At 61.7% G+C, this 12,457-nt stretch carries 10 protein-coding genes, 3 tRNA genes and 1 pseudogene; 6 read left to right on the top strand and 8 right to left on the bottom strand.

Annotation, left to right across the window (positions count from 1 at the left end; genetic code table 11):
- Window positions 1-68: 68 nt before the first annotated feature.
- The 6 genes and pseudogenes from WIR04_RS04610 to WIR04_RS04580 form a co-directional block, all read right to left on the bottom strand.
- Entirely contained in the window at window positions 69-329 is a 261-nt protein-coding gene (locus tag WIR04_RS04610; protein ID WP_338890813.1) for a DUF1272 domain-containing protein, read from the bottom strand.
- A gap of 44 nt (window positions 330-373) precedes the next feature.
- Window positions 374-703: a DHCW motif cupin fold protein gene (locus tag WIR04_RS04605; protein ID WP_025328040.1), complete on the bottom strand. Its 330-nt coding sequence runs from the start codon at window positions 701-703 to the stop codon at window positions 374-376.
- A gap of 123 nt (window positions 704-826) precedes the next feature.
- Window positions 827-2,674: a U32 family peptidase gene (locus WIR04_RS04600; protein ID WP_338890810.1), complete on the bottom strand. Its 1,848-nt coding sequence runs from the start codon at window positions 2,672-2,674 to the stop codon at window positions 827-829.
- A 247-nt stretch (window positions 2,675-2,921) separates the two neighbouring features.
- Window positions 2,922-3,014, bottom strand: a pseudogene (locus tag WIR04_RS04595) (LysE family translocator); the annotation flags it as partial.
- Window positions 3,015-3,141: 127 nt separating this feature from the next.
- A complete protein-coding gene (locus WIR04_RS04585) occupies window positions 3,142-3,753 on the bottom strand; it encodes a LysE family translocator (RefSeq protein ID WP_338890808.1) in 612 nt (203 codons plus the stop codon).
- Window positions 3,754-3,876: 123 nt separating this feature from the next.
- Window positions 3,877-4,836 (bottom strand): LysR family transcriptional regulator, encoded by a 960-nt coding sequence (locus WIR04_RS04580; RefSeq protein WP_338890806.1) that lies wholly within the window; start codon window positions 4,834-4,836, stop codon window positions 3,877-3,879.
- 202 nt (window positions 4,837-5,038) lie between these two features.
- Here WIR04_RS04580 and WIR04_RS04575 point away from each other — a divergent pair, with 202 nt between their 5' ends.
- The 5 genes from WIR04_RS04575 (at window position 5,039) to WIR04_RS04555 (ending at window position 7,090) form a co-directional block, all read left to right on the top strand.
- Window positions 5,039-6,127, top strand: a complete 1,089-nt coding sequence (locus WIR04_RS04575) for a ketoacyl-ACP synthase III (RefSeq protein ID WP_338890805.1) — start codon at window positions 5,039-5,041, stop codon at window positions 6,125-6,127.
- Window positions 6,128-6,356: 229 nt separating this feature from the next.
- A tRNA-Tyr gene (locus tag WIR04_RS04570) sits at window positions 6,357-6,441 on the top strand.
- A gap of 32 nt (window positions 6,442-6,473) precedes the next feature.
- Window positions 6,474-6,558, top strand: a tRNA-Tyr gene (locus WIR04_RS04565).
- Window positions 6,559-6,603: 45 nt separating this feature from the next.
- A tRNA-Tyr gene (locus WIR04_RS04560) sits at window positions 6,604-6,688 on the top strand.
- 135 nt (window positions 6,689-6,823) lie between these two features.
- Window positions 6,824-7,090: a hypothetical protein gene (locus WIR04_RS04555; protein ID WP_307765844.1), complete on the top strand. Its 267-nt coding sequence runs from the start codon at window positions 6,824-6,826 to the stop codon at window positions 7,088-7,090.
- Window positions 7,091-7,097: 7 nt separating this feature from the next.
- Here WIR04_RS04555 and WIR04_RS04550 read toward each other — a convergent pair whose 3' ends face one another.
- Window positions 7,098-10,547 carry a transporter substrate-binding domain-containing protein gene (locus WIR04_RS04550; protein ID WP_420883444.1) on the bottom strand — a complete coding sequence of 1,150 codons (3,450 nt, stop codon included), beginning with the start codon at window positions 10,545-10,547 and terminating at the stop codon, window positions 7,098-7,100.
- Window positions 10,548-10,641: 94 nt separating this feature from the next.
- Between WIR04_RS04550 and WIR04_RS04545 the strand changes: the two genes are divergently transcribed.
- Window positions 10,642-11,277, top strand: a complete 636-nt coding sequence (locus WIR04_RS04545) for a response regulator (RefSeq protein ID WP_338890804.1) — start codon at window positions 10,642-10,644, stop codon at window positions 11,275-11,277.
- 6 nt (window positions 11,278-11,283) lie between these two features.
- Here the strand turns inward: WIR04_RS04545 and WIR04_RS04540 are convergent, their stop codons facing one another.
- Window positions 11,284-12,447, bottom strand: coding sequence for a hypothetical protein (locus WIR04_RS04540; protein WP_338890803.1), 1,164 nt, complete (start codon window positions 12,445-12,447; stop codon window positions 11,284-11,286).
- Window positions 12,448-12,457: the final 10 nt, after the last annotated feature.

The raw sequence follows: 12,457 nt of genomic DNA, 5'->3' as shown, positions 1-12,457 counted from the left end.
AGCACAATCTGGACGGAGTGCCGTTCAGCCCAGGGGCCGGGGCAAGGGGTCCGGGATCGAGGCGCGACTTATCTTGCCTTGTTTCGCAGGGCCGCTTTCAGGGCGGGGTTGAAGACCCGCTTGATGGAGGCGGGATTGGCCGCCAGCTTGGCCGCCAGGCGGCGCGGACGCCTGACCAGCTCGCCACCGCAGTTGGGGCAGGTCAGGTGCAGATACTGATCGTTGCACTGGGCGCAGAAGGTGCACTCGAAGGAGCAGATATAGGCGATCGCCGTGTCGGCGGGCAGATCCTGGTCACAACATTCACAGTTGGGTCTGAGTTCAAGCATGGGCAAGATCCTGGAGCGTAAGGGAAAATGGGAAAGGGCGCGGCTCAGTCGACGATAAAGAGGCGGGCGCCCTGTTCGGTGTAGGATCTATGGGGCTCGGCGTTGTCCGCCACCTGATAGCTCATGCCCGCCGTCAGGGTGAAGACACGGCCATCCTGCAACTCTGTGTGCAGCTCCCCCTCGAGGCAGAGCAGCACGTGGCCCTTGCTGCACCAGTGATCCGCCAGGTAGCCGGGAGAGTACTCCACCATCCGCACCCGCAGCTCCCCAAACTGCTGGCTGTGCCAGCGGGCGACGCCGCGTTCCCCCTTGTGCTCGGTCGGCGCTATGTCGGCCCAGCGGGTCGTGCAAAATGGCAATGCATTGATGTTCATGACAGCTCCTATGTCAGCAGAGGAAGGCTTGGGAAGGCTGCTCATCAGGGGATATCCGTGACAAGGCAGCGCTCCCATACTGCCATCAAATCCGCTCCCACCCTATGCCCACACGGGCAGCCATCACCCCTTGAGGCTGCCCATCACCTGCATCTCGCAGCGGTGGCAGTCAAAGCGCAGGCGGAAACTGTCTTTACCCATCTTCAATTCCAGCGGCTCGGCCTTGAGTCCGGGCACCTCCTTGGGGCAGAGGTGCTGGCTGTAGCGGATGCAGTGCTTGGTGATCATCAGCACCACCTCCCCCTGCTCCTTGTTCGCCTCAAAAGCGGGGGCTATGCGCCCCACCCCGTGCTCGCGGAAGAACTGCTCGGCCGCACTGTTCAGCACGTTGCCGAGGTAGGAGAGCCGGTGCTGGGGATAGGTGGCGTCGCGCAGAGGGATGCGCCGCTCGGGTCGCCGGTAGGCGGCCAGACGGGCCGCCTCCAGGGCGGCTATGCCGTCCCGGCGCAGGCCGTTGAGCATCGATGCGGCAATGAACAGGGGCGAAGTGAATGCCAACTCAATCTGGCGTGCCACAAACAGGGTGTTACCCAGTTTGCCAAGCTGGTCCCGCGCCTGTTGCAGCGCCCGCGCCGGGTTGTCGGCCGGCTGCCTGTCGCAGGGGAGCGTGACGGAGGCGCCGATGCCCTGCTCGTCCACAAGTGCAAGCCGTATCCCCTCCTCACACTCAAAGAGCCGCATATCGACCCGGATCCGGCGATCCGCGCTCGGCTTCTCCAGCAACTTGCTGAATGCCTGATCGTGATTGCGGAAGATCTCGGTGCCCACCTTCAGACCCGGCATGCGCTCCGACAGCAGTAACTGCTTACCTTCCACCTTATTGAGGCGCATCCCCACCAGTTCGCCCCCCGGCTTGAAGAAGCCGAGGCCATCGCCGTTGTTGAGGCTCACGGCTTTGCCGTCTATCTCTATGCCGTCGCGGGTCACCCTGCTGACGCGGCCCAGGGGTTCACCCACGTATTTCGGGCTCCTGGTGGAGTCGATCCCCGGCTGGCGGCCATGGAGGAAGTAGTCGGTACTGCCCCGTTTGAAGCTCTTTTTGGGATCCGGTGTAAAGCCGTAGGAGCAGCGACCGGCCGAGGAGGCCACCAGGTCGGGGCGGCGCTCGAGAATGGCGTCCAGCTTCTGGCGATACCAGGCGGTGACGTTCTTGACGTAGTCCAGCCCCTTGAGGCGCCCCTCAATCTTGAAGGAGCGGATGCCCGCGGCGATCAACGCCTCCAGGTTCGCGCTCTGATCCATGTCTTTCAAGGAGAGCAGGTGGCTGTTCTCCACCAGCACCTCCCCCCCTGGGGTTTGCAGGGAGCAGGGCAGCCGGCAGAGCTGGGCGCACTCGCCGCGGTTCGCGCTGCGGCCGGTGCGGGCGTGGCTGATATTGCACTGGCCGCTGTAGGAGACGCAGAGGGCGCCGTGGATAAAGAACTCCAGCTGCACCTGGGTCGCCGCGCTTATCTCGCGGATCTGCTCGAGCGAGAGTTCGCGGGCCAGCACCACCTGGGAGAAGCCCACGTCCTGCAGGAACTTCACCTTTTCCGGCGTGCGGTTGTCGGTCTGGGTGCTGGCGTGGAGCGCTATGGGAGGAAGGTCGAGCGCCAGCAGGCCCATGTCCTGCACTATGAGCGCATCGGCCCCGGCTTCGTAGATCTGGTGGGTCAGGCGCCGGGCCTGCTCCAGCTCCTGGTCGTGCAGCAAGGTGTTGAAGGCGACGAACACCTGGGCGCCGAAGCGGTGGGCGTGGCGCGCCAGCGCTTCGATATCGTCGAGGGAGTTGCCCGCCGCGCTGCGGGCACCGAAGGCGGGGCCGCCCATGTAGACGGCATCGGCGCCATGGTTGATGGCTTCGATGCCGTAGGCGAGGTTCTTGGCCGGAGCCAGCAGCTCGAGGCGGTTAGTCTGGGTGTGATCCTGCATGGGTCTGGTCTGAAGGCGGACGAGAAATGCCCGTCACTCTAGCTAGACCAGGCGCCCCCCGCCTTGATCCCGCTTAAGATCACCGCAGAATGCAGGATTGGATCAGGCCGACATTCCTAAGCAGGAGAAGCGGCTCTCGCCGGGCCGAGACAAGCCTATGTGGTCGCCCCTCATCCCCAACCCTTCTCCCGCAAGGGGAAAAGGGTGCAGAGAGATGGTGCCGACTACGCTGGCACCAGACGCTGGTCTAGATCACCACCTTGAGCGCCAATCCCAGCAGCACCAGACCGCTGACCTTGTCGATCACGAAGGACTTGGCCTTGAGCCAGGCCAGCCATGGACAGACCGCGGGAGAGCTCAGATCACCACCTTGAGCGCGAGCCCCAGCAGTACCAGGTCGCTTATCTTGTCGATCACGAAGGACTTGGCCTTGAGCCAGGAGAGCCATGGACAGACCGCGGGAGAGCTCAGATCACCACTTTGAGCGCCAATCCCAGCAACACCAGGCCGCTTATCTTGTCGATCACGAAGGACTTGGCCTTGAGCCAGGCCAGCACAGGCCCGCGGGAAAGCACCAGGGCCACCAGCACATACCAGAGCGCGTCTATGCCGCCGGCGGTCAGCATCATGATGCTCCCCTCGCGCCAGCCGGTATCGGCGTGCACGAACTGGCTGAACAGGGCGATGAAGAAGATGGCGAGCTGGGGGTTCAAGAAGGCCACCATAAAGCCTTCAAACGCCCCCTGACGGCCACGGGCACCGTGCACCGTCTCGTCGGCAGCGTCGCCACCGGCGGGCTTGGCCAAGAGCGCCTTGATCCCGAGCCAGGCGAGAAAGGCGGCGCCGCCGTAGCGGATCAGATCAAACAGCAGCGGGGTCTGGGTGATCAGCACAGAGAGACCCAGCGCCGTGATGAGGGCGTAGATCCCCACTCCCAGGCCGTGGCCGAGCGCCGTGGCCACCCCGTGGCCCTGTCCCCCCTGCACCGTATTGCGGATGATCAGCGCCAGGCTGGGCCCCGGACTGATGGCCCCCATCACGCAAATGGCGGCGAGCGCCAGCCAACTCGTCATTTCCATACCCTTTCCTTCTCTCAAGTTGAATGTGTCTAGCTGTGATCAGGGTAGGAGGCGGCCAGCTATGCCAGAAGTGAAAGTTATGAATAGAACCCATAGCCAACGGCTATAGGCTGGCATAACTGACTACCCCTGGCTGAGGTGGTCTGCCTTCAGATCCAGCTGTTTGCGGCTCTCCCCCAGGGTGCGCTGCAGGTGATCCCGCAGGAAGGGGTAGGCCAGCTCGCGAAACCAGCGGTGGGCCGGATCCAGGTGGTGGCGCTGGTGCCACAGCAGATGATACTGCTGCACCCGGGTGGCGAAGGGCAGATCGCAAAAACTCAGGGCGTGCTCCCAGGAGAGCTGCCAGGCGATGTGGGCCGGGGTGGTCATCAGGCAGTCGGTGCGCAGCAACACCTCAACCGCCGCCTGGAAGAAGGGCACCCGGGCAAACCAGCGGCGGGAGAGCCCCAGGGGCGCCAGCACCTGCTCCACCGGGCTGTCCTTGTCGCCGCCACCGCTCACCTGCAGATGGGGCCAGGCGAGATAGTCATCCAGGCTGGGCGCCGTGCCCGAGAGCGGGTGGTGGCGCCCCATCAGCATCACCAGCCTGTCCTCCCCCTGGTGCAGCCCCCGGATCTGATCCGGCACCAGCTCCGTGATGGTGGAGACCAGATCCAGCTCGGACTGCCACAGCTGCGGCAGCTGGCGCTTGTCCCACAGGCTGTATTCCAGCGCCGCCAGGGGGGCGGCTCTGGCCAGGGCCGCACAGATGTCGGGCAGTATGTGCTGGGCCACGTAGTCGGAGGAGGCGAGCCGGAACACCCGCTCGCAGCGCTCGGGGGCAAACTCGGGCGCCGCATAGAGCCGCTCCAGGGCACCGAGGGAATCGGCAAGCGCCGCCGCCAGGCTCTCGGCCCGCGGCGTCAGCAGCCAGCGCTGCCCCTCCCGCACCAGCAACTCATCACCAAACTCGCTGCGAAGCTGGCCGAGCTGCTTGCTGATGGAGGGCTGGCTCAGGTGCAGCAGCTCCGCCGCCCGGCTGATGTTGCGGGTCTCCAGCAACACCTTGAGGGTGGGCAAGAGGTTGAGATTCGCTTTGTGCACTGACAACACCTCGGAAAGGGAGAGCCTGGGTCGGGCTCTCATCTTAAGACATGGAGAAGCAGGAATTTAAGCAAAATCACCACCTTGTTCTCCCTGCGCCCCCTTGCGCTCCCCTCCCCGCGGGATGACACTGGAAAGCCTGTACGACATAATTGCGCACTTTTCCGCCCGCGGGCGATCCACAACAAGAAGCGATAACAAGATGAAATACGCCAATATCACCGGCTGGGGCAAATGCCTCCCCCCCGCAGTGCTGACCAACGATGACCTCAGCACCATCATGGATACCTCGGATGAGTGGATCTATCCGCGTACCGGCATCAAGGCCCGTCGGGTCTCCCACGTCAGCACCCAGGCGCTCGCCACCCTGGCCGCCCGCCGCGCCCTGGCCTGCGCCGGTCTGGACGCCGGTGAACTCGATGGCATCATACTGGCCACCGCCACCCCGGGCACGCTAGTCCCGAACTGCGCCTCTGCCGTGCAGCAGGCCCTGGGCGCCCACAAGGCGGCTGTGTTTGACCTCAATGCCGCCTGTACCGGTTTCGTCTATGCGCTCTCGGTCGCCACCTCCCTGGTGCAGACCGGCATGATGCAGAAGGTGCTGGTGATAGGCGCCGAGCGTCTCATTCAGCTGCTGGACTGGGCCAAGCGCGACACCGCAGTGCTGTTTGGCGACGGCGCGGGCGCCGTGGTGATAGAGGCGAGCGAGCAGAAGAGCGGCCTGATTGCCAGCAAGCTCGGCTGTGACAGCGAGGCGCGGGAGATACTGCACGTGCCGAACTTCGGGACTGATCGGGTGCGTTTCGCCGACATCGACGGCCTCTTCACCTTCAACTTCGAGGGGCAGGAGATCTTCAAGCGCGCCGTGCGCGGCATGGGCGAGGCCACCGGTGCCGTACTGGCCCAGGCCGGCATAGCCCCCGAGCAGATCGACCTCATAGTCCCGCACCAGGCCAACGTGCGCATCATAGAGACCCTGGCCAAGCGGATGAACGCCCCCATGGAGAAGGTGATGGTCAACATAGAGCAGTACGGCAACACCTCCGCCGCCACAGTGCCCATCGCCCTGTGCGAAGCGCTGGAGCAGGGTCGGGTCAAGCCGGACAACTATCTGCTGACCGCCGCCTTCGGGGCCGGTCTGACCTGGGGCGCCGCCCTCATCAAATGGGGCCCTCGCATCACCCCGCTCGGCCAATGCGACGAGGAGCTGCCCCCCTGCGAGCAGAGCGCCCTCGAGCTCATCGCCCACGCGGTTCAGGGCTGCCAGCAGGCACGCACCTCAGACGCCTGAGCCTCGCCACTGCCACCCTTTCCCGCATAAAAAAGAGGAGCCCATCGTGGCTCCTCTTTTTATGCCCTCCCTGCCGGCCTTCTCGGACATCGACATAAAAGTCATTGAAAAGCGTAAATTTTGAGCGAAACATATCAAAAAACAACCAGTTGACACTTTTTTGTCGTCAGAATGCGGCCAAGGGGTTCACAACCTTGCCGGATCTGGTAGTATGCGGCCTCGCACTTGGGGAGGGGTTCCCGAGCGGCCAAAGGGATCAGACTGTAAATCTGACGGCTCTGCCTTCGAAGGTTCGAATCCTTCTCCCTCCACCATTCAAGTGCGAACAATCAGGAAAATACCCCGTGGAGGGGTTCCCGAGCGGCCAAAGGGATCAGACTGTAAATCTGACGGCTCTGCCTTCGAAGGTTCGAATCCTTCTCCCTCCACCATCTTCTTGCATTGCGTGACAGGCCTGTAAAAAGTAGTACCCCTGTGGAGGGGTTCCCGAGCGGCCAAAGGGATCAGACTGTAAATCTGACGGCTCTGCCTTCGAAGGTTCGAATCCTTCTCCCTCCACCATCCTTCAGAGAACCCGGCCTGGCGCCGGGTTTTCGCTTTTCTGGAAAGATGCCATTTGGCACTGTCAGATCTGACAATTGCCCCGCCCCGCGTTTTTCGAAACAGTGGACTCCTCACCGTCAGGAGCCGCCTCGCATGTTTGCAATCTGGGATGAAACCGGCCAGGAGCAGGGCTTGAGCCTGCCCCAACTGCAGCAACGCCTGCACAACTATCAGGGTGACGTCATGGTGCGCTATCTCAACCGCCTCGGCCTGTCGACGACCCTGTTCCTGACCATCCATCAGGGCCAGGCCTACCAGCGCTTCAAGGCGGGTACACCGCCACTGGACTGGGAGTGGCTGGCCCAGGCCATGCACGCCGTTCCGAGCCAGCAAACCCAGCAGGCCATGGCGGCCCGCTGAGGCCGCCTCAGGCGCGAGGGAGGATAGCCCTCAGTTCATCGAGGATCTGCCCCAGCAGCGCCCTGAATTCCCTCAGTTCGGCTTCGCACGCCCTCGCCCCCTGCCGACGGATCTTCTCCTCCAGATGCCAGGCCTGCTGCGCCAGATCCTCGACCATCATCATGGAGATGGTGCCCGCCTGGCGATGCACCCAGTCTGCCAATCCCTTGTCGTCCTCCTGCACCTGTGCCAGGGATTGCGCCAGCTCCTCGCAAAACTGGCCCAGCATCTGCGCTAAGGGTTCACCCGTCCCGAACAGGCGCTGCAACGCGGCCACATCCAGCAGACCGGGGGACGGCAGCAGGTGCCATTTCGTCAGCATGCCGCGCAGCCCCTCCAGCAGCACCGGCTTGCCCAGCACATCGTTCATCCCCGCGGCCAGACAACGCTGCGCCTGCTCCGGCATCACATTGGCGGTCATGGCGATGATGGGAAGGGAAGCCAGGTCCCGGGTGGCGCGCACCCTGCGGGTAAAGTCGTAGCCATCCATCACCGGCATCTGGCAGTCGCACAGGATGAGTTCATATGGCTGCTGCTCCAGCATGAGGAGTGCCTGCCCGCCATGTTCAGCCAGATCGCACCCCAGATCCAGCTGCCTGAGCTGACGCCGGATCAGGGTCTGGTTGAGGGGATTGTCTTCCACCACCAGCACGCGAGCGGGCAGCGGCAGGGAGGCCTCTGTCAGGGGCGAAGCCGCAGGCAAGGGCGCCACTTCACCCAGGGCGAGATGACGATGACAGACCTCCCGCACCGCCTGCCAGGTCAGGGGATTGCTGTTGAGCCAGTAGACTCCGTCTCGCCGCTGATAGCCCAGCACATTGCCAAGGGGGGCGATGCAGATGCCGTTGTCCGGCAGATCGCCCGCCTCGCCGAAGATGAGATCGGCCCCTCCCGGTTCCTCCCACATCTGCACCCCCAGTGACAACAGGTGCTGGCGCAGGGTATGACGCAACCTCTCATCGTCCACGGCCAGGAAGGCCCGCAATCCGGCCAGAAGAGGATCACACTCCTTCTGTCGTTCGAGCACCAGGGTGACCGAGAGGCCGATGAAGGTCCCCACCCCGGGGGCACTCTCCAGCCTGAGCGTCCCCCCCATCAACTCCGCCAGGGTATGGCTGATGCTGAGCCCAAGCCCGGTGCCGCCATGATTGCGGGTGGTGGCACCGTCGGCCTGTTCAAACGCATTGAAGATGCGGGCCTGCACCTCGGCACTCATGCCGATGCCGGTGTCCTGCACCCCGAACAGCAGCCGCTGTTCACCGGCACTCTGCCACTCCTGGCTTATCGACAGCTCGATAAAACCACGCTCTGTGAACTTGACCGCATTGCTCACCAGATTGAACAAGATTTGCTTGAGCCTGAGTACATCCCCGTTGAAGCGCGCCCCCACCTCATCATCCACCCGCAGATAGATCTGCAGCCCCTTGCGCTCCACCTCGCTGCTGATCATGGTGAGCACATTGTCGGCCAGCTCCCGCAACAGGAAGGAGGTGGGCGCCAGCTGCATCTTGCCCGCATCCAGCTTGGCGTAATCCAGCACATTGCCGATGAGCTGCAGCAGCCCCTCGGCCCCCTGGTTGATGATGGCGACCATCTGGCGCTGCTCGAGATCCAGCGGGGTAAAACTCAACTGCTCCGCCATGCCGAGGATGCCGTTCATGGGGGTGCGGATCTCGTGGCTCATGGTCGCCAGAAACTCGGCTTTCTTGCTGGCGGCCCGCTCCGCCAGCTCCTTGGCATGGGCGAGTGCCGCCTCCACCTCGCGGCGGCGCCTTATCTCCCGATGCAGACGCCAGTAGGCGATGCTGAGGATGAGGATGGCGAGCAGGACGCCGGCCCCGATGGGGATCAGGGTGCGCAGCAGCTTCTGCCACGGGATACCTTCGCTGTAGTTCAAGGCCAGCCAGGTATTGCGGATCTGCTGCTTCTCCTTGTCGCTCATGCTCGCCAGCACCCGGTTGATCAGGGGCAGCAGGGGGGCATAGGACTCGCGCACCGCCACCACCAGCTCGTCCCGAAACGGGGTGGGGGCGACTATGTGCAGGTTGTCGCCGAAGCGCTCATCAATCACCCGGGAGAGCACGGCCAGGTTGCCCATATAGGCATCCCCACGACCGGCGGCCACCATCGCCAGCCCCTCCTCAGGGCCGGACACCACAGTGACGATGACATGGGGGATACGTGCCTTCAGCTCGGCCACCAGCATGCGATCGGTCACGATCAGCTGCTTGCCCGCCAGCTCGGCAAAGCCCCCTATGCTGTGGTTGCCCCGCGCAGTGGCGATGACCACGGGGAAGGAGGCGATAGGCTGGCTCACCTGCCAGCCGGTGAGCCGCTGGCTGACGCGAAGGGGCAACACTATCAGGTCCACCTCCTGGTGGAGCTGCGCCTGCAACAGAGCCGAACGGCTTGGGTCCGTTCGATGGCGATAGGCCAGACCCAGTTTTTCCTTGAACAGGCCGAGGTAGTCGCCGATGAGCCCGCTTACCCGCCCCTGGCTGTCCAAAAACGAGAAGGGCGCCCAACCCTCGAGCAGGCCGACTCTGAGCGGGGGCAACTGAGCGAGCCACTCCCGCTCATCCGGTCGCAGCAAGAAGCCGCTATGACCTTGAAAACTCAGGCGGCTACCCCCCAGCCAGCGCCGTTCAAGCTCGGTGCGCTCCTCCACCGTCAGGGCCTGGATGGCGGTGTCGAGCCGCACCCCCAGACTGGGTTTATGCCTGCTGACTCCCAGATGGAGGCTCTCCATCAAGAGGGGGGACTGGGCCACCACGGCCAGCTCAGGGTGCTGCCCGATGAACTCGTTGGTGACATGCAGATTGCCAATATAGGCATCGGCCTTCCCCTCCAACACGGCGCGCAGGGCCGAGCTCGAATCGGAAAACAGGATGCGGGAAACCGACGGATAGTGCAGCCGGACCAGCTTGTCCGTCAGAAACCCGATCTCGATGGCGATCCTAGCCTGGCTCAGGCCGCTGACATCCCGAAAGAGAGGGCTGTCGTGGCGAACCACGACCACGGTCGGGGATGAATAGTAGGGGCGGCTGTAGGAGATACACTTGCGCTCGTCGGCGCGAAAGGCATCCAGCAAAATATCGACATCACCGCGACAGCTCGCCTTATATAGATGACGCCAGTCCGAATAGACTTTCCATTCGATGCGATAGTCAAGATTCTTGGCCAATAAGGCCATAAGCTCCACACTGAAGCCGCTGCCATTATTTCCATCCCATTGCTGAAATGGCCCCCAGCCACCCTTCAGCACCCCCACCTTTATCACTTGCAAAGGGAGCTTGCTGGCGGCAATAGCAGAGTGGCAATATATGATGAAATTAAATAGCAGTGCTAAGGTGGCAAGTCTGAATAAAATCGATGGGTAACACTTCACCCTGTCAGCAAGCTGGAAAACATGTTTCATTTTATTGCTCGGAAAAAATCGGCACATAAAGTATTATATAATCCACATGTTTAACACCCTGAATATTATTCATTGATTTATATGAGGCTCAATCATGTCTTTCAAAATCATTCTCGCCGATGATCACCCATTGATACTGGCCGGGATCCGCAGCCTCATTACCCAGAGTCACATCGGTTGCGATATTGTTGCCGAAGCCCATCAGGTTTCTGAATTATTGAAAACATTGCAGCAACATGACTGCGATCTGCTGATCACCGATTTCAGCATGCCGGGGGATGAACGCTGCGATGGTCTGGCCATGATCCAGCAATTGCGGCGGGAATATCCCGAGCTGCCCATTATAGTGCTGACCCAGATACACAACGCCGGTATCTTGCAATCACTTGCCCAGTCGGGGGTGCGCGGCATCATTCTCAAGAAGGCCGTGCTCAATGAGTTGACGGACGCCATTCGCCAGATAAAGACAGGCCGGCACTACATAGGCAACTCGGTCAACACCGTGCTGGCCGAGGCCGGATTGCTTCACCAGCCCCCCGCGGTGCAGCTCACCCCCAGGGAGAACGAGGTGGTACGCCTGCTTGCCAGCGGCATGTCGGTCACTCAGGTGGCGGAGTACCTCAACCGCAGCGTCAAGACCATCAGCACCCAGAAAAAGAGCGCCATGCTGCGGCTCGGCCTGCAAAGCGATAGCGCCCTGTTTCACTATGCAAAAGAGATGGGACTGTAATAAGGGTTAATTGATGGTCACATCGATGATGATGGTGATATCACCTCTATAGGTACTGCCAGGATATTTCATCATCTCTTGCACGGATTGCTTTTCCACGACGAATCTGAATGGTCTATTAATGTCAGACAATACTTTATGGTATGCATATATATCGGTTTTTCCAGCATAGACAGGCCATTCCTGATTTCGAATGCCGGTGCCATACACCTTGACTGGTACTTTATGGTCACTCTTGTCATTCTTTATCTGACAGCCATCCCCTCGCGCATTCAAATATTGGCAACTCAGGCTGACACGATAAGGCACTGCGACCCAGAAGCGCGCCGGCAGCACGGCATCCAGATAATCAGGGGTACGATAAATCCAGTGAAACCATCCTCCCGGGGGCTGCAAGACGACGCGATTCCCGCTAGCCGGAAAATCAACCTTGATCTGATGGCGAACCTTGATGGTGAAATTAACGGTCAGCTGAGTGTCCGTATAAGTGCCGGCGCCGAAATCGAAGTCCAGGTTATGCCCCATGGATAATGTCAGCTTGCCGGTATAGGTGCCATTTTCCATCGCCAGTGGATTGGGGGCTTTCAACTTATACCCCAGGTAAATCGAACTGATAGTGAGATCCTTGCCTACCGAGCCCGCGTTTTGTCCATGGCAGCGGCCACCGGATGCGCTGGTGGACTCTTTGACGTTGCGATAGACGAACAGAGACGAGTTGTTCTTCCATGCACTGGCGTAAGCACAATCCCCTTTTTCCGAGATAGTGGTGTCTGCAGGCACCGAGCCCACATTCATCTCGGAACCGACAGCCGTCACGATAAATTTGAGATTGTAGGATGCGCCTCCCCCCTGCTTGACCAGGGTCACGTCACGGGCGCCCGGGAAACCGAGATAGTGCACCCCCTCCCGGCTGTCGCCGCTCTCCTTCACCTTTCGCTTGATATTGGCATCGAACCGAACGGCCTGGGGCGTCTCCACAGTGGCAGTGGTGCTGCACCAGAAACCGGGCGAGTCCGGAAACTGGGTGCAGGGGGTGGTGTTGATAAACTTGGCTCCCCCCGCCTCATAGGCCGCCGGGTTATATTCCGCCGTCACATTCAGGGTGGCGCCCTGGGCGCCCCCCCCAAACAACAGGGCCAGCCACCACCACAGCATCATCTTTACTCTCATCTTCGACTCC

The organism is Aeromonas rivipollensis, assembly GCF_037811135.1.
In the GTDB taxonomy this organism is placed as follows: domain Bacteria; phylum Pseudomonadota; class Gammaproteobacteria; order Enterobacterales; family Aeromonadaceae; genus Aeromonas; species Aeromonas rivipollensis.
Note: the sequence above shows the minus strand (reverse complement) of the source record. Positions and strands in the feature narration are given on the sequence as shown.

Excerpts from the sequence above, each read along its gene's own strand:
- WIR04_RS04610 (WP_338890813.1), bottom strand. The coding sequence starts at position 329 with ATGCTTGAACTCAGACCCAACTGTGAATGTTGTGACCAGGATCTGCCC.
- WIR04_RS04605 (WP_025328040.1), bottom strand. The coding sequence starts at position 703 with ATGAACATCAATGCATTGCCATTTTGCACGACCCGCTGGGCCGACATA.
- WIR04_RS04600 (WP_338890810.1), bottom strand. The coding sequence starts at position 2,674 with ATGCAGGATCACACCCAGACTAACCGCCTCGAGCTGCTGGCTCCGGCC.
- WIR04_RS04585 (WP_338890808.1), bottom strand. The coding sequence starts at position 3,753 with ATGGAAATGACGAGTTGGCTGGCGCTCGCCGCCATTTGCGTGATGGGG.
- WIR04_RS04575 (WP_338890805.1), top strand. The coding sequence starts at position 5,039 with ATGAAATACGCCAATATCACCGGCTGGGGCAAATGCCTCCCCCCCGCA.
- WIR04_RS04555 (WP_307765844.1), top strand. The coding sequence starts at position 6,824 with ATGTTTGCAATCTGGGATGAAACCGGCCAGGAGCAGGGCTTGAGCCTG.
- WIR04_RS04550 (WP_420883444.1), bottom strand. The coding sequence starts at position 10,547 with ATGAAACATGTTTTCCAGCTTGCTGACAGGGTGAAGTGTTACCCATCG.
- WIR04_RS04545 (WP_338890804.1), top strand. The coding sequence starts at position 10,642 with ATGTCTTTCAAAATCATTCTCGCCGATGATCACCCATTGATACTGGCC.
- WIR04_RS04540 (WP_338890803.1), bottom strand. The coding sequence starts at position 12,447 with ATGAGAGTAAAGATGATGCTGTGGTGGTGGCTGGCCCTGTTGTTTGGG.